Origin of the sequence: Streptomyces sp. sk2.1 (assembly GCF_008120935.1) — a bacterium.
Classification (GTDB): domain Bacteria; phylum Actinomycetota; class Actinomycetes; order Streptomycetales; family Streptomycetaceae; genus Streptomyces.
The window spans coordinates 1,129,921-1,151,365 of sequence record NZ_RDBO01000020.1; the positions used below are offsets into that span (position 1 = coordinate 1,129,921).

23 protein-coding genes are annotated in these 21,445 nt (G+C 72.2%); 14 read left to right on the forward strand and 9 right to left on the reverse strand.

Going from position 1 to position 21,445, the window contains the following annotated elements:
* Positions 1-54: 54 nt before the first annotated feature.
* Positions 55-471 (reverse strand): peptidase inhibitor family I36 protein, encoded by a 417-nt coding sequence (locus tag EAO76_RS08560; protein WP_148834896.1) that lies wholly within the window; start codon positions 469-471, stop codon positions 55-57.
* Between the two features lie 214 nt (positions 472-685).
* Positions 686-2,296, reverse strand: coding sequence for an MFS transporter (locus EAO76_RS08565; RefSeq protein ID WP_148834897.1), 1,611 nt, complete (start codon positions 2,294-2,296; stop codon positions 686-688).
* A gap of 117 nt (positions 2,297-2,413) precedes the next feature.
* On the opposite strand from EAO76_RS08565, the gene EAO76_RS08570 reads away from it, so the two are divergent.
* The 6 genes from EAO76_RS08570 to EAO76_RS08595 all read left to right on the forward strand — a co-directional run bounded on the left by EAO76_RS08570 (position 2,414) and on the right by EAO76_RS08595 (position 9,502).
* Positions 2,414-3,160: a TetR family transcriptional regulator gene (locus EAO76_RS08570; RefSeq protein WP_148834899.1), complete on the forward strand. Its 747-nt coding sequence runs from the start codon at positions 2,414-2,416 to the stop codon at positions 3,158-3,160.
* Positions 3,161-3,569: 409 nt separating this feature from the next.
* Entirely contained in the window at positions 3,570-4,781 is a 1,212-nt protein-coding gene (locus EAO76_RS08575) for an alpha/beta hydrolase (protein ID WP_148834901.1), read from the forward strand.
* An 86-nt stretch (positions 4,782-4,867) separates the two neighbouring features.
* Positions 4,868-5,854 (forward strand): DUF4429 domain-containing protein, encoded by a 987-nt coding sequence (locus EAO76_RS08580; protein WP_148834903.1) that lies wholly within the window; start codon positions 4,868-4,870, stop codon positions 5,852-5,854.
* A 169-nt stretch (positions 5,855-6,023) separates the two neighbouring features.
* Positions 6,024-7,370 (forward strand): sensor histidine kinase, encoded by a 1,347-nt coding sequence (locus EAO76_RS08585; RefSeq protein ID WP_148834906.1) that lies wholly within the window; start codon positions 6,024-6,026, stop codon positions 7,368-7,370.
* Complete coding sequence (locus EAO76_RS08590) at positions 7,367-8,050, forward strand: response regulator transcription factor (protein ID WP_148834908.1); 684 nt, start codon at positions 7,367-7,369, stop codon at positions 8,048-8,050. The genes EAO76_RS08585 and EAO76_RS08590 overlap by 4 nt, the downstream gene beginning before the upstream one ends.
* A 408-nt stretch (positions 8,051-8,458) precedes the next feature.
* Positions 8,459-9,502: an alpha/beta hydrolase gene (locus EAO76_RS08595; RefSeq protein ID WP_148834910.1), complete on the forward strand. Its 1,044-nt coding sequence runs from the start codon at positions 8,459-8,461 to the stop codon at positions 9,500-9,502.
* 116 nt (positions 9,503-9,618) lie between these two features.
* On the opposite strand, the gene EAO76_RS08600 is transcribed toward EAO76_RS08595, so the two are convergent.
* From EAO76_RS08600 to EAO76_RS08610, 3 genes are all read right to left on the reverse strand, one after another.
* A complete protein-coding gene (locus tag EAO76_RS08600) occupies positions 9,619-10,635 on the reverse strand; it encodes an aldo/keto reductase (RefSeq protein ID WP_148834912.1) in 1,017 nt (338 codons plus the stop codon).
* Positions 10,635-11,096, reverse strand: a complete 462-nt coding sequence (locus tag EAO76_RS08605) for a MerR family transcriptional regulator (RefSeq protein ID WP_148834914.1) — start codon at positions 11,094-11,096, stop codon at positions 10,635-10,637. The genes EAO76_RS08600 and EAO76_RS08605 overlap by 1 nt, the downstream gene beginning before the upstream one ends.
* Before the next feature lie 111 nt (positions 11,097-11,207).
* A complete protein-coding gene (locus EAO76_RS08610; protein ID WP_316248320.1) occupies positions 11,208-11,567 on the reverse strand; it encodes an FAD-dependent monooxygenase in 360 nt (119 codons plus the stop codon).
* Between the two features lie 264 nt (positions 11,568-11,831).
* On the opposite strand from EAO76_RS08610, the gene EAO76_RS08615 reads away from it, so the two are divergent.
* Positions 11,832-12,653: a serine hydrolase gene (locus EAO76_RS08615; RefSeq protein ID WP_148834916.1), complete on the forward strand. Its 822-nt coding sequence runs from the start codon at positions 11,832-11,834 to the stop codon at positions 12,651-12,653.
* Positions 12,654-12,668: 15 nt separating this feature from the next.
* On the opposite strand, the gene EAO76_RS08620 is transcribed toward EAO76_RS08615, so the two are convergent.
* On the reverse strand, positions 12,669-13,130 hold the full coding sequence (locus EAO76_RS08620) for an ATP-binding protein (RefSeq protein WP_148834919.1): 462 nt from the start codon (positions 13,128-13,130) through the stop codon (positions 12,669-12,671).
* Positions 13,131-13,215: 85 nt separating this feature from the next.
* Between EAO76_RS08620 and EAO76_RS08625 the strand changes: the two genes are divergently transcribed.
* Together EAO76_RS08625 and EAO76_RS08630 are read left to right on the forward strand one after the other, a co-directional pair.
* Positions 13,216-14,040, forward strand: a complete 825-nt coding sequence (locus tag EAO76_RS08625; RefSeq protein ID WP_148834921.1) for a helix-turn-helix transcriptional regulator — start codon at positions 13,216-13,218, stop codon at positions 14,038-14,040.
* Positions 14,024-14,218: a DUF397 domain-containing protein gene (locus tag EAO76_RS08630; protein WP_148834923.1), complete on the forward strand. Its 195-nt coding sequence runs from the start codon at positions 14,024-14,026 to the stop codon at positions 14,216-14,218. The genes EAO76_RS08625 and EAO76_RS08630 overlap by 17 nt, the downstream gene beginning before the upstream one ends.
* A 142-nt stretch (positions 14,219-14,360) precedes the next feature.
* Here the strand turns inward: EAO76_RS08630 and EAO76_RS08635 are convergent, their stop codons facing one another.
* Entirely contained in the window at positions 14,361-15,041 is a 681-nt protein-coding gene (locus tag EAO76_RS08635) for a C39 family peptidase (RefSeq protein ID WP_148834925.1), read from the reverse strand.
* A 185-nt stretch (positions 15,042-15,226) separates the two neighbouring features.
* Positions 15,227-16,231, reverse strand: a complete 1,005-nt coding sequence (locus tag EAO76_RS08640; RefSeq protein ID WP_148834927.1) for a helix-turn-helix transcriptional regulator — start codon at positions 16,229-16,231, stop codon at positions 15,227-15,229.
* Positions 16,232-16,404: 173 nt separating this feature from the next.
* On the opposite strand from EAO76_RS08640, the gene EAO76_RS08645 reads away from it, so the two are divergent.
* A complete protein-coding gene (locus tag EAO76_RS08645) occupies positions 16,405-16,995 on the forward strand; it encodes a GNAT family N-acetyltransferase (RefSeq protein ID WP_148834929.1) in 591 nt (196 codons plus the stop codon).
* 25 nt (positions 16,996-17,020) lie between these two features.
* On the opposite strand, the gene EAO76_RS08650 is transcribed toward EAO76_RS08645, so the two are convergent.
* Entirely contained in the window at positions 17,021-17,686 is a 666-nt protein-coding gene (locus EAO76_RS08650) for a pirin family protein (RefSeq protein WP_148834931.1), read from the reverse strand.
* A gap of 118 nt (positions 17,687-17,804) precedes the next feature.
* Here EAO76_RS08650 and EAO76_RS08655 point away from each other — a divergent pair, with 118 nt between their 5' ends.
* The 4 genes from EAO76_RS08655 (at position 17,805) to EAO76_RS08670 (ending at position 21,368) form a co-directional block, all read left to right on the forward strand.
* Positions 17,805-19,004, forward strand: coding sequence for a CdaR family transcriptional regulator (locus EAO76_RS08655; protein ID WP_148834933.1), 1,200 nt, complete (start codon positions 17,805-17,807; stop codon positions 19,002-19,004).
* A gap of 89 nt (positions 19,005-19,093) precedes the next feature.
* A complete protein-coding gene (locus EAO76_RS08660; protein WP_148834935.1) occupies positions 19,094-20,008 on the forward strand; it encodes an ACP S-malonyltransferase in 915 nt (304 codons plus the stop codon).
* Positions 20,009-20,024: 16 nt separating this feature from the next.
* The gene (locus EAO76_RS08665) at positions 20,025-21,056 is read left to right on the forward strand and encodes a ketoacyl-ACP synthase III (RefSeq protein ID WP_148834937.1); all 1,032 of its coding nucleotides are present in this window, start codon (positions 20,025-20,027) and stop codon (positions 21,054-21,056) included.
* A gap of 63 nt (positions 21,057-21,119) precedes the next feature.
* The gene (locus EAO76_RS08670) at positions 21,120-21,368 is read left to right on the forward strand and encodes an acyl carrier protein (protein ID WP_124717844.1); all 249 of its coding nucleotides are present in this window, start codon (positions 21,120-21,122) and stop codon (positions 21,366-21,368) included.
* The last annotated feature ends 77 nt before the right edge of the window (positions 21,369-21,445 follow it).

The following is a 21,445-nucleotide window of genomic DNA, read 5'->3' on the forward strand; positions in this document are numbered from 1 at the left end:
TTCGCCGACTTCCCGGTGCTCCGGCCCCGGACCCGTCCCCGGTCCCGCTTCCGGTCAGTTCTCCCAGATCTTGAAGGCCCTGACCTGGTACGGGGACCGGGGCGTCCAGGTGCCACCGCCGGGATAGGTCTCGAACTCGCCGGTCTCGGCGCACTCCGCCGACTGGTAGGTGGTGACGGGGCGCCCGGTGCGGTTGGCGAGCGACTGGACGGCGCCGCCCTTCGGCAGCGGGACGCAGCTCTCGATGTCGACGGTGGACAGTTCGTGGGTCTGCCGGGCCCCGGTGAAGTCCGGCTTCGCCCAGAGGCAGAGCTGGCCGCTCCCGCAGCTCCCGAGCCCGGCGGACGCCGCGCCGTGCGCGGCGCGGGCACTCGCGGGGCGCGGGGCGGTCTCCGGACCCGCGAGGCGACCGGCGGCCGGCGGGATCAGGGCGGTGGCGGCCAGGGCCGCGGCGAGGAAGGTCGTACGCATGATCATCAGCCCCCGTGGCTTGTGGATCGGTGGATCAGTCGTATGCACCCTGACCTGCGACGCGGCGCCCGGGAAAGGGGCCGCGGACCACACCACCCTGATAGGCGACAGCCCCGCCGGAGCGATCCGGCGGGGCTGTCGCGCACGCTGTGTTGACGTACGGGAACCCGGCGTCGGCGTGCGGATGCCGGGTCCCGGGGCGGGACGGGACCGGTCAGATGTGACCGGCGCCCGCTCCCGCGGCGGCGTTCTCGCCGCGCTTGGTGAGGGTGGCGACCACCGCGGCACCCGCCGCGACGATGCCGGCGACCATGAACGCGGTGCTCATGCCCGACACGAAGGTGTCATGGGCGACGCCCGCGATCTTCTGCGCGATCTCCGGCGGGACGTCGCCGCCCACCGGCGGGATGCCGACCTCGACGGCCGAGGACGCCTGGTCCAGCTGCTCCGGGCTCAGCGGCGGGAGCTGCGCGTCCTTCCAGTTGCCCTCCAGCTTCGAGTCGACCTGGGAGGCCATGACCGCGCCCAGCACCGCCGTGCCGAGGCTGCCGCCGACCTGCATGGCGGCCTGCTGGAGACCGCCCGCGACGCCGGAGAGCTCCATCGGGGCGTTGCCGACGATGACCTCGGTGGCGCCGACCATCACCGGGGCGAGGCCGAGGCCGAGCAGACCGAACCAGATCGACATGGTCAGGGTGCCGGTGCCGATCTCCAGCTGGGACATCCCGAACATGGCGACCGCCGTGCACACCATGCCGCCGACCAGCGGGACCCGCGGGCCGAACTTGGTGATCATGGCGCCCGCGAGCGGCGAGGCGACGATCATCATGCCGGTCAGCGGCAGCAGGTGCAGACCGCTGTCGACGGGGCTCAGGCCGTGCACGTTCTGGAGGTAGAAGGTGACGAAGAACAGCCCGCCCATGAAGGCGAAGGCCATCAGCACCATCAGGACCGTGCCCGCGGACAGCGGCACGGAACGGAACATCGCGAGCGGGATCAGCGGCTCCCTGACGTTCTTCTGGGAGAGCGCGAAGACCACGAACAGGACCAGCGCGCCACCCAGGAAGCCGATCGTCCTGTAATCGCCCCAGCCCCACTCGGAGCCCTTGATGAGCGCCCAGATCAGGCAGAACATCGCCTGCGACAGCAGCACGATGCCGCCGATGTCGAAGGAGCGCGGCGCGTTCTCGGCACGGTGGTCGCGGAGGATCACCAGGCCCAGCACGAGCGCGATCACACCGACCGGCACGTTGATGAAGAAGACGGACTGCCAGTTGACGTGCTCGACGAGCACACCGCCGAGGATCGGGCCGCCCGCGGTGGAGGCACCGATCACCATGCCCCAGATGCCGATCGCCATGTTCAGCTTCTCGGCCGGGAAGGTGGCGCGCAGCAGGCCCAGCGCGGCGGGCATCAGCAGGGCTCCGAAGAGGCCCTGGAGCACCCGGAAGACGATCACGAGGGCGACGCTGTCGGAGAGGCCGATGGCCCCCGACGCCGCGGCGAAGCCCACGACGCCTATGAGGAAGGTCTGGCGGTGACCGAACCGGTCACCGAGCTTGCCCGCGGTGATCAGGGAGACCGCGAGGGCGAGCATGTACCCGTTGGTGATCCACTGGACGTCGGCGAGCGAGGCCTTCAGGTCCTGCTGGATGGCGGGATTGGCGATCGCGACGATCGTGCCGTCGAGCGCGACCATCATCACGCCGATGGCCACGGAGAAGAGCGTCAGCCAGGGGTGGCCGCGCAGCCCCTTGGCAGGTGCGGGATCGACGGAGCCGTGCGGCTCCCGCGACGCCTTTTCGACGGTGGTCTGACTAGTCATGCCGGGGACATTAGTGTCAGCCTCTGACAGTTGACAAACCAATTCACAAGCAAGTAACTGTCACGTAGCTCACAGGTACGCTGAGTCGGACAGAGCAGGAGAAAGAGGACCGTTCAAGTGATCGCTGGGCAGCAGGCCGCACGCTCGACCGGACTGCGCGAACGGAAGAAACGACGCACCCGGGACGCCCTGCTGCACACCGCCCTCGATCTTTTCACCACCCAGGGGTACGAGGAGACCACCGTCGACGAGATCGTCGACGCGGTGGAGGTCTCCCAGCGCACCTTCTTCCGCTACTTCGCCAGCAAGGAGGAAGCCGTCTTCGCCATCCAGGAGATGGTCGAGTCGCGCTTCCTCGCCGAGCTGCGCCAACGCCCCGCCGAGGAGAACCCGTTCGAGGCGCTGCGCGGCGCGGTCCTGTGCGCCTGGAACAGCATCGGCGAGGTGATCGAGACGATCGTCACGGTCGAACTCCACATGCGCACGTACCGGATGATCGAGTCGACGCCCTCGCTGCTCGCCGCCCACCTGCGGCGGAGCTGCCACCTGGAGAACCAGGTGGCGACGCTGATCGCCCGGCGCGAGGGCCTCGACGTGGACGAGGACCCGCGCCCGCGGGTCGCCGTGGCCGCGTTCTGCGGGGTGCTGCGGGTGACCGGGCAGCTCTGGGGGCGGGGCCGGGACGCCGACGTGGACTCGCTGCGCGCACTGACCGAGACGTACCTGGACCAGCTCGGCCCCGCCCTGGCCGGGGACTGGCGGACCGGGACCCGCACCGTCCCGGGCGCCCGGGACGGCGGGCGGCCGACGGCGGTCGGGCGGCGGCACTCGACCACCGAACAGCCGACGACCTGCGACCGCTAGCGGACGACCGACCGACCGGGGGCCCGGCAGTCGGTGGCCGGCGGCCGACAGACGGCGGACCGGCGGACCGGCGGATTGGCGGACCGGCGGATTGGCGGACCGGCGGATTGGCGGTCGATGACGGTGGATCGGTGACGGAGCCCGGCGACGGGCGACGCGCGTCGGCGGCCCCGGCCCGCCGCCCCACGAACCGCCCGGTGTGCCGTACACCTCACCGCCGCGCCATGACCGACCTCACAACAGCCGCTCCCCGGCGGCCACATGCGGCATCCGGGGCGCGTTCCGCGCACCTGAGCGTGCCTGCGGCGACCACGCAGCGTGAGATCGGCGACCCCGAATTCCCCGCAGCCGAGTGATGTGTGTCACCCTCTCCACGACTGCTGACGCGCGTCTCCTAATGTGGGCCTGAGTGACTTCCTTCGACTCCTCCCCCACGCTCACCGCCTGGCGCGCGCTGCTCGCCGTCGTGGTCGTATTCGTGATGCTGGCGACCACCGGCTGGACCGCCGTACGTCATCAACGCTCCGACGAGCCGCGCGAGATCGCGCTCGCCTCCTGGGCGCGGGGCAAGGTGGCGGGTCACGCGCTGCCGGGCGTCGACGCCCCGCCGTACCGGCTGGCCCACTTCTTCGCCTCGCTCACGGCCGCGCAACGCACCGGACTGGCCGACAGGTACCCCTTGGTCGTGGGGAACCTGAACGGAGCACCGGTCACGCTGCGCTACCGGGCCAACCGGCTGGCACTGGTACAGGCGCGGAAGGTCGAACAGCGGCGCACGCACGACGCGCGGCTCTCCCCCCAGGGGCGCGCGGAGGCGGTCCGCCGGGCGCACCGCTTCACCTCGATGCTCTCCCCGGGCAGGCACTTCCTCGCCTTCGACCCGTCCGGAAGGGGCCGTGCCGCCGAGGTGTTCGGCGATCTCGACCGGGCCGAGCGGGTCTCCGTGATCGTCCCCGGAGTCGACACCGGCCTGCTCACGCTGGAGCGGTCCGCGCCGAGGACGAACGCCGCGCCGGTCGGCATGGCGAAGTCGCTGTACGCGGCCGAGCGCGCCGCGCGGCCCGGCGTCCGTACCGCCGTGATCGCCTGGGCCGACTACACCACGCCCGCCGGCATCGGCGTGGACGCGGCCCTGGGCAACCTCGCCGCACGCGGGGCGGTGCGGTTGAACGCGCTGATGGACGCCCTGCCCGGCAGCGCCCCGGTCTCGCTGTTCTGCCACAGCTACGGCTCGGTGCTGTGCGGGGTCGCCGCGCGCGAACTGCCCTCCAGGGTCGACGACATAGCGGTCGCCGGCAGCCCCGGCATGCGGGTGGAGAACGCCCGTGAGCTGCGCACCGACGCCCGGGTGTGGGCGATGCGGGATCGCGGCGACTGGATCGAGGACGTGCCGAACCTGCGGCTCGGCATCCTGGGACACGGCGCCGACCCGGTCGACCCCGGCTTCGGCGCGCGCGTCGTCTCGGCGGGCGACGCGATCGGGCACAGCGGCTATTTCGAGCCGGGGACCGAGAGTCTCGACAACTTCGCCGCGATCGGTGTGGGGGCCTACGAATCGGTGAGCTGCGCGGGGTCCGACGACAACTGCCGGGAACGAATCGCCGGATCCCAGGACATCTGACGGTCGCGGTGTACCGCAACCGTCCTGCACATCATGGTCTGCTCCGAAAGGGGACGAGTGAGCAAGTGCCGCATACGATGAGGCACATGGGTGATGTGCTGGCCGGAATTCAGGCCACCTGGGAGTTCGACGCCGACTCCGTGCTCATCCGCTTCGAACGGGGGATCCGCACACCGAAGCTCTTCCAGAGCCTGCGGGAGCGTCGTGTTCCGCACGCGGCGCTGTCATCGGTGACGCTGACCCCCGGCAAGCGGGGCACGGTGGTCCTGCACGCCGTGCCGAGACCCGGTGCCGATCCGCTGATGGAGGCCGCCGCCGGGCAGCTGAAGGACAGCTGCGATCCGTACCGGCTGGTGCTTCCCGCCGAGCGCGAGACGCCGGCGGAGTACTACGCGGAGGCGCTGCGATCCATGCTCGGCGCGGACGCGGCGGAGCCCGCCGAGCGGTTCCTGGTCGCGGCCCCCGAGGCACCGATGCAGTTCAAGGCGTACGACGGACGGGCCGGCTTCGACGGGCAGCAGGTCTCCTTCCGCTGGTTCTGGACGGGCGCCTCCACGGCGAAGTGGAAGGCCGGCGACCAGACGTTCGGGGTGACGGAGCTGAGCGGTGTCGAGTGGCGCTCGCCGGAGGGTCTGGAGGGCTATCTGCGCCTGGTCCCGAGGGGCTCGGAGAGCCTGGCGCCGGACGGCTGCGCCGGTACCGGCATGGGCATGGAACCGGGCACGGCCGACCTGGGTGCGCAGCCGGGTCCGGACGGCACGGGTCCGGGGCTGCGGAGCCCGCAGTCGATGTCGTCCCGCCCCGCGCGGGCGGACCAGGACCCGGCCGCGGTGGTCTTCGGCCTCGGCTACGGCCCGGTGCACGAGTCGCTGCCGTTCGCCGCGGCCGTGCTGGAATCCGTACGCAGAAACCATTCGGCCGCCGCCCCGGCCACCGTCCTGGCAGGCGCGGGACGGCGCGACCCCTCGGACATCGCGGACCGCATCCGGCACCTCGGGGAGCTGCACCGGGCCGGTCTGGTGACGGACGACGAGTTCAGCGCCAAGAAGGCCCAGCTGCTCGCCGAGCTGTAGGACGGCGAGGACTTCCGGCGCCGGGAGGCCGCGGGTCCCGGGCCGGGGCCTCCCGGGCCCTCCGGCCCGGCCGGTCGGCCGGTAGTACCCCCGTACGAGAAGTCCGGCAGCGAACCGGAACCCGGGTATGACGCCACCGGGCCGGTCCGCTGCCTAGGCTGCTGCGGCCATGACCACTTCCCCTTCCCGCGCCCCGGCCGAGGTGCCACCGCGCCCGCAGCCCGCCGCCGACGGCCTGGTGAGCGCCGCCCGCCGCAATCTGCGCGAGGTCGCCCACGGCCTCTGCCACCCGTCCCACCCCCCGGTCCCGCCGCTCGCGAACGCGTCCAAGCGGTGGCGGAGGCTGCTGCCGTACGTGGTCGTCATCGCCCTCACGGCACTCTTCCTCCCGGTCACGCTCAACGTGCTGACCAACGAGTACGGGGTGAACGACGCACTGGCGGGCCTGCTGGCCGTCGCCCAGGCGGCGCCGCTGCTGATGCTGGCGCACCGCCCGTTGCAGGCGTGGTGGATCGTCTTCCCCGCCGACGTCGTGGGGGCGCTGGTGCTGCTCGGGTACCCGGACCCGCCGCAGGGCATCTGGCCGTGGCCCCCGCCCACGCTGATCTCCTACATCTTCGTGATGCTGGCGGTGGCCCTGCGCGAGACCCGGCGCACCGCGATCTCCGTCTGGGCGCTGACCGCCGCGGCGAGCCTGGTGCTGCACCTGGCCGCCACGGACCGCAGCAACGGCACCTCGGCGCTGCTCCCGGCGGCCGGCGCGCTGCTCATGGTGATCGGCGCGGTGATCCGGGAGCGGGGCGACGCCCAGCGCCGGCTCGCCGAGCAGGAGACCATCAGCGAGGCCGAACGGGCGCAGCGCACGCTGCTGGAGGAGCGTGCCAGGATCGCCCGCGAGCTGCACGACGTGGTCGCGCACCACATGTCCGTGATCACGGTCCAGGCCGACTCCGCGCCCTACCGGATCAACGGGCTGCCCGAGGAGGCGCGCGAGGAGTTCGAGGCGATCGCGGCGAGCGCGCGGGAGTCGCTCGCGGAGATGCGGCGGCTGCTGACGGTGCTGCGCAACGACGGCACGGAGGGCGAGCGGGCGCCGCAGCCGGGGCTCGACCGGCTCCAGCAGCTGGTGGAGGCGACGGTACGGGCCGGGCTGCCGGCCGAACTGTCGGTGCCCGCCCGGCTGCCGGACGTACCACAGGCGGTGGACGTGTCGGCGTACCGGATCGTGCAGGAGGCGCTGGCCAACGTGGTGCGGCACGCGCCCGGTGCGCTGACCCGGGTGTCGGTCGCGTCCGACGGCGCGCATCTGACCGTCCTGGTGGTCAACGACCGTGCGGTGCGGCCCGTTTCGCCGCTGGAGACGACCGGGACGGGGCACGGTCTGGTCGGCATGCGGGAACGCGTACGGTTGACGGGCGGCACGCTGGACACCGGACCGCTGCCCGACGGCGGCTTCCGGGTGGCCGCGCGGCTGCCCCTGACCCCTGCGACGTCCAAGGCCCCGGAGGACTCTTGACCATCCGCGTGATCATCGTCGACGACCAGGCCATGGTGCGGGCGGGGTTCGCGGCACTGCTCTCGGCGCAGAGCGACATCGACGTGGTCGGTGAGGCGCCGGACGGGCGCCGGGGCGTCGAGGTCAGCCGGACCGCCCTGCCGGACGTGGTCCTGATGGACGTCCGGATGCCCGAGATGGACGGCCTGGCGGCGGCCCGCGAGCTGCTGAACCCGCCGGCGGAGGTGGCGCACCGGCCGAAGGTCCTGATGCTGACCACCTTCGACGTGGACGACTACGTGTACGAGGCGCTGCGCGCCGGGGCGTCCGGCTTCCTGCTGAAGGACGCGCCGCCCGCGGACCTGATCTCGGCGGTGCGGGTGGTCGCGGCGGGCGAGGCGCTGCTCGCCCCGTCCGTGACCCGCCGTCTGATCGCCGACTTCGCCCGGCAGGGGCCCACCGGCGTCGCCCGGAGCGGGCACGCGCTGCGGCTGAACGGGCTGACCCCGCGCGAGACGGAGGTGCTGGAGCTGATCGCGCGGGGCCTGTCCAACCAGGAGATCGCGGGGAAGCTGGTGCTGGCCGAGCAGACCGTGAAGACCCACATCGGACGGGTGCTGGCCAAGCTGGACCTGCGGGACCGGGCGCAGGCGGTGATCTTCGCGTACGAGTCGGGAGTGGTGGTACCGGGCGAGGCGTAGGGCCTTCTGCCCGGATCGCACTGTTCCGGTTCGGGCGGGGCGTAGGGCCCTCCACCCGGATCGTGCCGTTCCTGTCCGGACGGGGTGCAGGGCCCTCCACCCGGATCGCACTGCTCCGGTTCGGGCGGGGTGCAGGGCCTTCCACCCGGATCGTGCCGTTCCTGTCCGGACGGGGCGCGGGCCCTTTCGCCCGGATCGCACCGGTACGGTCCCGGCGGGGCGCGGCTCCCGGGTGTCTTCCGGTTTGTCTCGGTCCCGTGTCCTCCGGGTCGGTCTCGTAACACCCAGGTAGCACTTCGCACTTGGCTCCCCGGTGTGACGCCTCCGGCCCCGCCGACCTCCTAGTTTTCTCTCCGTCACGCCAGTCCGGTGTGCGGGAGTCCGGGTCGGCCGGAGGGGGAGAACGGGATGCGCCGCTACGCGAGGTCACTGATAACGATCGCACTGGCGATCACCACGGTGACGGGTACGGCCGGCTGGGCGTCCGGGAACACGCAGCAGGCCGTGACCGGGCCGCCGCCCGGTACCGCCGCCTGGCGCGCGGACCGGGTGCTGGACCGCCGGCTGCCCGACCCGGAGCGGTCCACCCCGGCCGAAGTGAGCGTTTTCTTCCGGGGGTTGACCGCGGATCAGCAGCAGACGCTGGCGACGCGGCATCCGCTCGTCGTGGGCAATCTGGACGGGGTTCCGGTGCGGCTGCGCTACCGGGCCAACGCCCTTTCCCTGCGCGCCGATCACGACCCCCGGTACGCGCGGCTCGCCGCGCCGGGCCGGCAGATCCTGGCCTTCGACCCGCGCGGCCGGGGCCAGGTCGCCGAGGTCTTCGGGAACCTGGACACCGCGCGCCATGTCGCGGTCGTGGTGCCGGGCTCCGACATCGACGCCGGGACCTTCGACCGTACGAACGACGTGTACGGCACCCCGGCCGGCATGGCGAAGTCGCTGCACGCCCGGACCGGTCCCGGCAGCGCCGTCGTCGCCTGGGCCGGGTACACCACCCCGGTGGGCCTCGGCATCGACGCCGCGACGGGCTCGCTCGCCGAGGCGGGGGCCGACCGGCTGACCCGGTTCGCGGACGGCCTCGCGGCCGACGGGGTGCCCGAGCCCGCCGTGTTCTGCCACAGCTACGGCTCCGTCGTGTGCGGGCTCGCCGCCTCCCGGCTGCGTGCCAGGGACCTGGTCGTGCTCGGCTCGCCCGGGATGCGCGCGGACGATGTCGCCGATCTGCACACCGACGCCCGGGTCTGGGCCGCGAAGGACGCCACGGACTGGATCGACGACGTGCCGAACGTCGAGGTGGCGGGGCTCGGCCACGGTCCCGACCCGGCCGCCCCGGAGTTCGGCGCGCGCCACGTCCCGGCCGACGACGCCCGCGGGCACACCGGCTACTTCGCCCCGGGCACCGACTCGCTCCGCGCCTTCGCCGCGATCACCGAGGAGCGGTCGCGGTGAGCCCAGGGCGGCCCACCGCCCGGGACTCACCGCCCGCCAGTCCGCACGCACGCACCGCCCCGCACGCACCGGGCGTCGCGGGCGGCGGGTGACAACGCACCCGGCCCGGGCCCCGGCTACTCGCGCACGGCGGCCGTCGATCTCATGTCCGGGTAGCGGGCACCCGCCACCTGTCCCGCGATCGGCTCCAGCAGCGCCAGTTCCTCGTCCGTCAGCGTGAGCCGGGTCGCCGCCACGTTCTCCAGCAGCCGGCTGCTCCTGCGGGTGCCCGGGATCGGCACCACGGCCAGACCGTGCACCCGGGCCCGCTGCTGCACCCAGGCGAGCGCCACCTGCGCGGCCGACGCGTCGTGCGCCGCCGCGATCTCGTGGACGGGCTCCAGCAGGGCGGCGTTCCTCTTCGCGTTGTCGCCGGTGAAGCGCGGCTGGTACCTGCGGAAGTCGCCGTCCGACAGTTCCTCGGCCGCGTCCGTGAACGCCCCGGTGAGGAAGCCCCGGCCGAGCGGCGAGTACGGCACGAAGGTCACCCCGAGCTCGGCCGCGGCGGACACGGCGCTGATCTCGACGTCCCGGCTGAACAGCGACCACTCGGACTGGATCGCGGCGATCGGGTGCACGGCGTGCGCCTCGCGCAGCTCCGCCCCGGTGACCTCGCTCAGCCCGAGCTGCCTGACCTTGCCCTGCCGCACCAGCTCGGCCATCGCCCCGACGGACTCGGCCAGCGGCACGGCCGGGTCGCGGCGGTGCATGTAGTAGAGGTCGATGACGTCGGTGTCCAGCCGGCGCAGGCTGTCCTCGACGGCCCGGCGGATGTACGCGGGGTCGTTGCGCACGCCCCGGTAGTGCGGGTCGTCGTCCTTCCGCTCGATGGCGAACTTCGTGGCGAGGGTGATCTCGTCCCGGTGCGCCCCGACGAACGGGGCGAGGAAGGTCTCGTTGGCGCCACTGCCGTAGATGTCGGCGGTGTCGAAGAGGGTGACACCCGCCGCCAGCGCCGTCTCCAGTGTCTCGCGGGCGGCCTGCTCGTCCGTGGCACCGTAGAACTCGCTCATGCCCATGCAGCCGAGCCCCTGCACGCCGACCTGCGGGCCGCCCCTGCCGAGCTCCACCGTGGTGATCTTGTCGTCAGTCATCAGACGCAGGGCCTTTCCGGCGCCCGCCGGGCGCTCGCATAGAAGTCGATCTTGTAGTCGAGCACGGCGAGGGTGTCCTGGAGCTCCGCGATCCGTGTCCTCACGTCGCGGCGGGTCGCCTCCAGCAGCTCCTGCCGCTGCTCGAAGGTGTGCTCCCCCTCGCGCAGCAGTTCCGCGTACCGGACCATGTCGGCGACCGGCATCCCGGTCAGCCGCAGCTTGCCGACGAAGGTCAGCCAGTCCAGGTCGCGGTTGGTGAAGCGACGCTGACCGGTGTGGGACCGGTCGACGTGCGGCATCAGCCCGATCCGCTCGTACCAGCGCAGGGTGTGCGCGGTGAGCCCGGTGAAGACGGCGACCTCGCTGATGGTGTAGCGGTCCTGGCCGTCGGGGCGCGGGTGCGCCCTGGGGGCCGATGCGCATGCGTCCGTCCTTGTGGAAGTGCTCTCCATCACCGTCATGCCCTCCACGCTAGAACCTTGGAGTGAACTCGAAGCAAGTGCGAAAGGCAACCGGTCGATCTCGTTCCGCAACCGGCCGGGCCACCGCGCCGGTCCGCCCGCGCCCCGGGCTCAGCCCTCCGCGGCGGCGCCGCCGAACATGGCGACGGCCTCGCGGCCCCTGGCCTGGTTCTCCGCCACATAGGGACGCAGCTCGGCCCCGTAGGCGGCGAAGGCGGCACGGTGGCCCCCGTCGCCGGCGGCGGACAGGTGCCGGGCCAGGGAACGGGCGCCGAGCAGGGCCTGGGACGTGCCCATGCCCGCGGTCGGGGCGGCGCAGTACCCCGCGTCACCGAGCAGCGCTACGCGGCCGCGGGACCAGCGGTCGAGCTGGACCTGGCCGGTGGAGGAGAAGTGGAAGTCCTCGGCCCCGGCCATGGCGTCGAGCAGTCGGGGAACCTGCCGGCCGCGACCGGCGAAGGCGGCGCGCACCGCGTCCTGCTGCTCGTCGCGCCCGCCGGTCCAGCGCGGGCGAGTCCGTGGCGAAGGACGGGCCGACGGCCATCCGGTCGGGGTCGCCCGCACCGAAGAGGTGGACGGCCGCGTTCCCGGCGAACCGCAGCATGCCCCGGCGGTCCGGGCCGAGGCGGCCGACGAACTGCGCGCCCTGGCCGAGAAGTCCTGAAGGCCCCCGGGACTCCCGAGGTCCCGGAGCCCCCCGGGGCCCGCCCGCCCGTGCCCGTTACGCTCGTACGCATGCAGAGCCTGGCGATGATCGACAACTGGCCCGTCCCCACCGCGGCGGCTGCCGTCGTACGAGCGGACGGCACCGTCGTCGGTACGCACGGCCCGACCGCACACCGCTTCCCGCTCGCCTCCGTCACCAAGCCGATCGCGGCCTACGCGGCGCTCGTGGCGTACGAGGAGGGGGCGGTGGAGCTGGACGAGCCGGCCGGGCCCGAGGGGTCCACCGTGCGGCACCTGCTCGCGCACACCAGCGGGCTCGCCTTCGACGAGCACCGGACGACGGCCGCGCCGGGCACCCGGCGGCTCTACTCCAACGCGGGCTTCGAAGTGCTCGGCGACCACATCGCCAAGGCCACCGACATCCCGTTCCCGGAGTACGTGCGCCAGGCCGTGCTGGAACCGCTCGGGATGACGGCGACCACGGTGGACGGCTCGCCCGCCAAGGACGGCGTCTCGACCGTCGACGACCTCGTGCGCTTCGCGGCGGAGGTGCAGACCCCCCAGCTGCTCGACCCGCGCACGGTGCTGGCCGCGCAGACCGTCGTGCACCCCGGCCTGAAGGGCGTACTGCCCGGCTACGGGCACCAGAACCCCAACGACTGGGGGCTCGGCTTCGAGATCCGGGACTCCAAGTCGCCGCACTGGACCGGAAGTTCGTCGTCGCCCGCGACCTTCGGGCACTTCGGGCAGTCCGGCACCTTCCTGTGGATCGACCCGGTCGCGGGCGCGGCGTGCGTCGCGCTGACCGACCGGGCCTTCGGCCCGTGGGCGGTGGAGGCGTGGCCGCCGTTCACGGACGCGGTGCTCGCGGAGCTGGGCTCCGCCCGCTGACGCCGGCGGACACCGTCAGCGGGGACGGGAAACGGCGTCGGCGCCGGCCGGCCCCCCGACGGCCATGCACTCGAACCACACCGTCTTGCCGGTGCCGTCGCGACGCGGCTCCACACCCCATTTGTCGGTGACGGCGTCGACCAGCACCAACCCGCGCCCGCCCTCGTCGAGTTCGCCCCTCACGGCCATCCTCGGCACGTCGGGGCAGTCGTCCGCGACCTCGACCCGCACTCCCCCGGCCAGGAGCAGGAAGATCAGCGTCCGGGCGCGGCGCCCCGGAACGTGTCGCACGACATTGGCGATCAGCTCGGCGAGCGCGAGTTCGGCGGCCCCGGCCACTTCGAGCAGGCCCCAGGCGGTGAGGTACAGACGCAGGATGCGGCGCAGGTGCCGGGCCGAGTGCTCCCCCAGCGCGAAGTCGGCGCGGTAGGTCGGCTCCACCGCACCTCCGGCCCGTGGATCGATTGCGTGATTCATGTCACCAGCGTGCAGCGGTCCGGTTACGCTCGGCTACGCACCGAAACGAACGCCGCAAGGTGTTGAACGCCGGAGGTACCTCGCCGTGGCCAACATCCAGGCCCTCGATCCCAACGCTTCCCCGTTGAGCTACTACGGCTGGGAGTTACGCCGCCGGCGAGAGGCCCACAACCTCAAGCAGTCGCAGCTCGGCGACATCATCTTCTGCACCGGCTCCCTGATCGGCCAGATCGAGACGTCGAAGAAGCTCCCCACCCGCGACTTCTCCGAGCGCGTGGACGTGGCGCTCAACACGGACGGAGTGTTCTCGCGGCTGATCGGCCTGGTCCTGCACAGTCAACTGCCCGCCTGGTTCCAGCCGTACGCGGAGATGGAGGTCAAGGCGACGTACATCTCCACGTACCAGGCGCAGGTGGTGTACGGGCTGTTGCAGACGGAGGAGTACGCGCGGGCCCTGCTCAGGGTCGACTACCCGGACTCGGTCGACAAGATGACGGCGGCCCGCCTGAATCGCCAGCGAATCCTGAAGGGCGAGAATCCGCCCGCGCTGTGGGTCGTCCTGAGCGAGGCGGCGCTGCTCCAGGAGGTCGGCGGACGCGACGTCATGCGCGCCCAACTGGCGCGGCTGTTGGAATTCCGCGACGACCCCTGGGTCCAGATCCAGGTGCTTCCGTTCTCCGTCGGTCAGCACACGGCGATGATGGGGTCGTTCAACCTCCTCAGGTTCGAGGACGACCCCGACATCTTCTACGTGGAAAGCTACGACCAGGGCCACATGACGGCCAATCCTCAAGTGATCAAGGAACGTTCGTTCGGCTACGCTCGACTGCAAGCCACGGCCCTCTCTCCCGAGGACTCGGCAGCACTGATCGCTCGCGTGATGGAGGAACGCTATGGGGACCAGTCATGACCTGACCGGAGCACAGTGGCGGAAGTCGTCGCACAGCGGAACCAACGGCGGAGACTGCGTCGAGGTGGTCGACGGCCTCCCCCACGCCGTGCCCGTGCGCGACAGCAAGAACCCGGACGGGCCCGTCCTGATCGTCGGGGCCGGGGCCTGGCGGTCCTTCGTGGCCGGGCTGCGCTGAGGCCGCCCGCCCCCGCACACACTCCCGCACGGCGAAGAGGTCCGGGGCGACCGCCGTCGCCCCGGACCTCTTCCGTTTCCCCCGTCCCGCACGGACCGTTCTTCACGGACCGTCCCGCGCGGGCCGTGCTGCGCGGACCGCTCTACGCCGAGTAGCCCCTCGACGCGATCCAGTCCGCGAGCCGCTTCGTCGTCATCGTGTAGCGGTGGGTCTTGGAGGAACTGATCGCGATGTCCTCGATGACCGCCTGGTCGCCGTTCTTCGCGTAGCCGACCACGGTGAGGTAGTGGCCCTGGTCGTAGGAGTGCTTCCGGCCCGCGGTGTCGGTCGCCGTGCCGTGGACGTTGGCCACGATGGCGCGGCCGTTGTTGACGTCGAACCTGATGTCCTTCTTCAGCAGCGCGACCTGGGCCTTGGTGGCCGTGTTGCCGCCGATCCACTTGTTCTCGTACCAGGAGCCGGGCAGACGCTTGTTGAGGACCTTGGTGACCAGACCGATGTTGTCGGTCTGCTTGCCGTTCTCCTCGACCTTCAGGTCCTTCGCCAGGGTCTTCTGGCCGACCGTCCTGCCCCGCTGGGTCAGTGCGAGGCGGGTGGCGGCCGGACCGCAGTAGTAGTACGTCGACTGCTGCTGGAACTTGTACGTCGACAGCTTCTTGCTGACCGGGTACTCGCCGGACGGCGGCGGGAGGGCCGCCGAGGCGGTGCCGGCCGGGACGAGGACGCCCGCCGCGGCGAGCGCGGTGATCGTGAGCGCGGCGAACCGCGCGCCGCGGTGCGCGGCGGCGGTGCGCTTCCCGCCGGTGGTGGTGATGGTGTCCATGGACAGGTCTTCCTTCCCCCGAGCCGCGCCGCCGTCGTCAACGGCGGTGCGACATGTGCGTGTTGTTCCTTTCGTGCGTCGGAAGGCTCTGCTTCGTCCCCTCGTCGCCCCCCGGCTGCCGTACCAGCATCGGGGCACCGGGCACTTGGTGACGACGGCGTTCGGGCAGAACCGAACTCCGCCGGTCAGGCGGCGTCCAGCTGTTCGGTGACGCCGTGCAGCAGGGCTTCGCCGAGCGGGGTGAGGCTGTGGATGACGCAGCCGCCCACCCGGTTGCCGTGGACGAGTCCGGCCTCCCGCAGCGCGCGGACGTGCTCGCTCGCCGAGGCCGTCGAGATGTGCAGCACCCGCGCCAGTTCGCCGGTGGTCGCCGAGCCCTGGAGGGCCGTCAGCACCCGGGCGCGGGTCCGGCCGATGAGGCCGCCGAGCGGTTTGAGCCGCCGGTCCGCGCCGAGCGGCGCCGCGTCCGGCCCCTCCGTGCGCGCGATCGGGTACACCAGCACCTGCGGCAGCTCCGGGTCGGCGAGCGCGACCGGACCGCCGTGGCAGAAGAACGACGGGATCAGGCACAGTCCCCGGCCTTCGAGGTGGATGTCCCGGTCCTCCGGGTAGCGCATGCGCAGCGTCGGCGCCCGCCAGTCCAGCGCCGGACGCAACGAGTCCAGCAGCCCGCCGACGCCCCCGTCGCGCAGGGCACGGGCCCGGACCATCCGGTCGGCCTCCACCGTCGCCGCGGCCCGCGTCCAGTCTGGCCGGATGACGGCCTCGTACACGCACCGGATCGCTTCGGCCAGCTCGTCCAGACGGTCCCGTTCGCCCGCGGCGAGGCCGGCGAACCAGCGGGGCAGCCGGCGGACGTTCGCCGTCAGTGCCAGCTCCCGGCCCAGCCGGTCCGGCGGGGTGGCCCGCAGCGCCTCCAGGCCGGCCTCAAGGCCGTGGCGGCCCTCGGGCGGGGTCAGGAAGTCCGGGAAGTAGCTCGCCGGCGGCGCCGCCGCGCCCACCAGCCGGGCCGAGCCCTCGACGCCCTTGCGGCGCAGTTCCGTACGGGCCCTGCGGCGCCATTCCCCGAAGGACCTCGGGCCGTTCCGGGACATCAGTTGTATCCCGAGGACCGTCTCCCAGAGCGGGTCGGGCCCCGGTGCGACCCAGATCTTCGCCAGGTCCGCATCCGTGAAGTGCAGCCTTAACATGTTGCCCCCCGATGTTCCATGCGATCACACGGGGAACGTCACCAAGTGGGCCTCCGCTCCCCGTGGTTGAGGATCTTCGGCCCGCTCCCCGCGGTTCCCGGGGCAGGTGTGAAAGCTCTCACCCCACGCAACGGGGGCGCCACGACCGGGCGCAGGGCCTACACTGCCCCGCCATGGCCGACATAGTCCGCGCGACCGCCGCCGACGTCCCCGCGCTCGCCGCCGTGCTCGCCAGTGCCTACGCCGAGGACCCCGTCTGGAGCTGGCTGATGCCGCACGACCGGGACCGGCGGCTGCGGCTGCTGTTCACCGCGCACCTGGCCCGGCAGGTTCCGGCGGGGCGGGTGTGGACCGATCCGGAACGCACGGTCGCGGCGGTGTGGGCGGAGCCCGGGAAGTGGAAGCTGCCGGTGACGTACCTGCTGCGCAACGCGGGCCCGCTCCTGCGGGCGGCGCGCACCCAGCTCCCGCGCACCGCGGGGAGGCTGTTCGCCATGGAGCACCGCCACCCGGCCGGGCCGGAGCACTGGTACGTCGAGTACATCGGCACCCACGCGGACGTGCGCGGCACGGGACGCGGGGCGCGGGTGCTGGGCGGGCTGCTGGAACGGGCGGACGCGGACGGGCGGCCGGTCTTCCTGGAGTCCAGCAACCGCCGCAACCTCCCCTTCTACCGGCGGCACGGTTTCGCCGTGCACGAGGAGATGACGTTCCGTGCCGGGCCGCCGATGTGGTCGATGTGGCGCCGGGACGACGGCCGGTAGTCCGGGCGGGACGGCGGCCGGCGGCTCAGGCCGACAGCTCCCAGACCAGCACCTCGGCCGCCCCGGCCGCCACCAGCCCCTGCCCCTGCTCGCCGGTGATCCGCGCCGAGTCGCCCGGCCCCAGCGCCTCGCCGTCGTCGCCGAGCCGTACCGAACCGGCCGTCACGTGCACGTACACCAGCGGCGCGTCCGGCAGCGCGACCCGCTCCCCCGCGGCCGGCCGGTGCACGCGGAGCGCCGCGCCGGCCGCCGGGAGCTCGTACGGCGCCGCGGCTCCGGCGAGGCCGGGGACGATCGTGTACGCGGGTTCGCCGCCCGCCTCCAGCGGTGCCAGCCACATCTGGACGAACGTCAGCGGGGTGTCCCCGTCGTTCCGTTCGACGTGGCGCACGCCGGACGCGGCGCTGAGGTGCTGGAGGTCGCCGGGCCGTACGACCGTGGCGTGACCGGTGGAGTCGCGGTGGGTCAGCTCGCCCTCGACGACCCAGGTGACGATCTCCGTATGGCTGTGCGGGTGTTCCTCGAAGCCCGCGCCGGGGGCGAGCCGTTCCTCGTTGACGGCCATGACCGGGCCGAAGCGGAGGTTGTCCGGGTCGTAGAAGGTGCCGAAGGAGAAGGCGTGCCGGGACAGGATGCCGGCGTCCCGGTCCCCGCCCTGGAAGCGGTCGTCGGCGCGGTGTACGGAGATCACGGGGCCACGGTAGCCGGGCGGGGGCGCGGAGGAATCCTCCCCGGCCGCTACCCGCCGGTACGACCCGCGGCGGCCCCGGCCCTCCGTGCCTGTCGCCCGATAAGGCAGTCTTGTTCTCGTGCCCCGACCCGATCCTGAGCAGCCCGCTGCGAACGACGCCCACCTGCATGCCGCGACCCTGAAACGGCTGGAGCAGTCCTCCGGCCGACTGGCCGCCAACGCGATCGCCCGCATGGACGAATCGCTGCCCTGGTACCGGGCGATGCCACCGGAGAACCGGTCCTGGATCGGCCTGGTGGCCCAGGCCGGCATCGCGGCGTTCACCGAGTGGTTCCGGCATCCGGAGACCCCGCAGGCCATCTCCACCGACGTGTTCGGCACCGCTCCGCGGGAGCTGACCCGGGCGATCACCCTGCGACAGACCGTCGAGATGGTGCGCACCACGATCGAGGTCATGGAGGCCGCGATCGAGGAGGTCGCCGCGCCCGGTGACGAATCGGTGCTGCGCGAGGCGCTGCTCGTCTACGCCCGGGAGATCGCCTTCGCCACCGCCCAGGTGTACGCGCAGGCCGCCGAGGCCCGCGGGGCCTGGGACGCCCGGCTGGAATCGCTCGTGGTCAACGCGGTGCTGTCCGGCGAGGCCGACGAGGGTGCCGTGTCACGCGCCGCGGCGCTCGGCTGGAACTCCCCCGAGCACGTCTGCGTGGTGCTCGGCACCGCCCCGGACGGCGACAGCGAACTGACCGTGGAGGCGATCCGGCGGGCCGCCCGGCACGCCAAGCTCCAGGTCCTCACCGGGGTGCTCGGCAACCGCCTCGTGGTCATCGCGGGCGGCAGCGACAGCCCGCTGCACGTCGCCAAGTCACTGATCGGCCCGTACGCGGCGGGCCCCGTCGTCGCCGGGCCCGTGGTGCCCGACCTGCTGGCGGCCACCCGGTCCGCGCAGGCCGCGGCGGCCGGGCTCAGGGCGTGCGGTGCCTGGCAGGACGCCCCGCGCCCGGTGCTGGCCGACGACCTGCTGCCGGAGCGCGCGATGGCGGGCGACCCCGCCGCGCGGGACCAGTTGGTGGAGGAGATCTACAGACCGCTGGAAGAAGCGGGGTCCGCCCTCCTCGAAACACTGAGTGTGTATCTGGAGCAGGCGAGCAGCCTGGAGGGCGCGGCCAGAATGCTCTTCGTTCACCCCAACACCGTGCGCTACCGGCTCCGACGTGTGACAGACGTCACCGGATGGTCGCCCTCCGACGTCCGCTCGGCGTTCACGTTGCGGATCGCCCTGATCCTGGGACGCTTGGCCGCCAGAGATCCACAGTCCTAGACTTTTGTCGGACATCAACAATTCCCCATACGGTTCTTGGTCCCTGTCCCCACGGGTGCTCCGGACCGTTCACAAGAGAGAGTGTGAGGGTGCTCGTACTCGTCGCTCCCGGCCAAGGCGCTCAGACGCCCGGCTTCCTGACTCCCTGGCTCGACCTCCCCGGTGCCGCAGACCGCATCGCGGCCTGGTCCGACGCCATCGGGCTCGACCTCGCCCACTACGGCACCAAGGCCGAAGCGGAGGAGATCCGTGACACCGCGGTGGCACAGCCGCTGCTGGTCGCCGCCGGTCTGCTCTCCGCTGCCGCGCTCGACGCCTCCCCGGCTGTCGTCGCAGGTCACAGCGTTGGTGAGATCACCGCAGCCGCCCTCGCCGGAGTCATCGGCGACGATGCCGCGCTGCGCCTGGTACGGACCCGCGGGCTCGCCATGGCCGAGGCCGCCGCGGTCACCGAGACCGGCATGTCGGCACTGCTCGGCGGCGACCCCGAGGTATCGGTCCCGCACCTGGAGAAGCTCGGGCTGACCCCGGCGAACGTCAACGGCTCCGGCCAGATCGTCGCCGCCGGCACCGTCGAGCAGCTCGCCGCGCTGGCCGAGGACATGCCCGAGGGCGTGCGCCGCGTGGTCGCGCTCAAGGTCGCCGGCGCGTTCCACACGCACCACATGGCGCCCGCCGTCGACCGGCTGCGCGAGGCCGCCGCGGGGCTGGAGGTCTCCGACCCGACCGTGACGTACGTCTCCAACGCCGACGGCAAGGCCGTGACCACCGGCGACGAGGTCATCTCCAGGCTGGTCGGCCAGGTGGCCAACCCGGTCCGCTGGGACCTGTGCATGGAGACCTTCAAGGAGCTGGGCGTCACGGCTCTCATCGAGGCGTGCCCCGGTGGCACGCTCACGGGGCTCGCCAAGCGCGCGCTGCCCGGCGTGAAGACGCTCGCGCTCAAGACCCCCGACGACCTCGAAGCGGCCCGCGCGCTCATCTCCGAGCACGCGAGCGCCTAAGGAGCCCCGAAAGAGCATGTCGAAGATCAAGCCCAGTCAGGGCGCCCCGTACGCACGCATCCTGGGCGTGGGCGGCTACCGCCCGACCCGGGTCGTGCCCAACGAGGTGATCCTCGAGACGATCGACTCGTCCGACGAGTGGATCCGCTCGCGCTCCGGCATCGCCACCCGCCACTGGGCCTCCGACGAGGAGACCGTGGCCGCGATGTCCGTGGAGGCGTCCGGCAAGGCCATCGCGGACGCCGGGATCAGGCCCGAGCAGATCGGTGCCGTGATCGTCTCCACCGTCTCGCACTTCAAGCAGACCCCGGCCATCGCAACGGAGATCGCCCACAAGGTCGGGGCCGGCAAGCCCGCCGCCTTCGACATCTCGGCCGGCTGCGCGGGCTTCGGCTACGGACTGACCCTGGCCAAGGGCATGATCGTCGAGGGCTCGGCGGAGTACGTCCTGGTCATCGGCGTGGAGCGGCTCAGCGACCTCACCGACAAGGAGGACCGCGCGACGGCCTTCCTCTTCGGCGACGGCGCCGGCGCGGTCGTCGTCGGCCCCTCCGACGTCCCCGCCATCGGGCCGACCGTCTGGGGCTCCGAGGGCGACAAGTCCGAGACGATCAAGCAGACCGTGCCGTGGAACGACTTCCACATCGGCGACGTCTCGAAGCTGCCGCTCGACCGGAACGGCGAGATCAAGTTCCCGGCGATCACGCAGGAGGGCCAGGCGGTCTTCCGCTGGGCCGTCTTCGAGATGGCGAAGGTCGCCCAGCAGGCGCTGGACGCGGCCGGGATCAGCCCGGAAGACCTGGACGTCTTCATTCCGCACCAGGCCAACATGCGGATCATCGACTCGATGGTGAAGACCCTGAAGCTGCCGGAGAGCGTCACCGTCGCCCGCGACGTGGAGACCACCGGCAACACCTCCGCCGCCTCGATCCCGCTCGCCATGGAGCGGCTCCTGGCGACCGGTCAGGCGAAGAGCGGGGACACCGCGCTCGTCATCGGCTTCGGGGCGGGTCTCGTCTACGCCGCGACGGTCGTTACCCTCCCCTAGGCACACCAGGCCGTTCAGGCCCGGACGTCCGAAACCCTGTAAATAAACACCGAAGGAGCCATCATGGCCGCCACCCAGGAAGAGATCGTCAGCGGTCTCGCCGAGATCGTCAACGAGATCGCCGGGATCCCGGTCGAGGACGTCCAGCTGGACAAGTCCTTCACCGACGACCTGGACGTCGACTCGCTGTCCATGGTCGAGGTCGTCGTCGCCGCCGAGGAGCGCTTCGACGTGAAGATCCCCGACGACGACGTCAAGGGCCTCAAGACGGTCGGCGACGCTGCCGACTACATCCTCAAGCACCAGGGCTGATCAGCCCCGGCTCCTGTGTCGCCACCCAGCGGTGGCGCCGCTGATTCACGACCCTCTACACGTGGAGAAGATTTTCC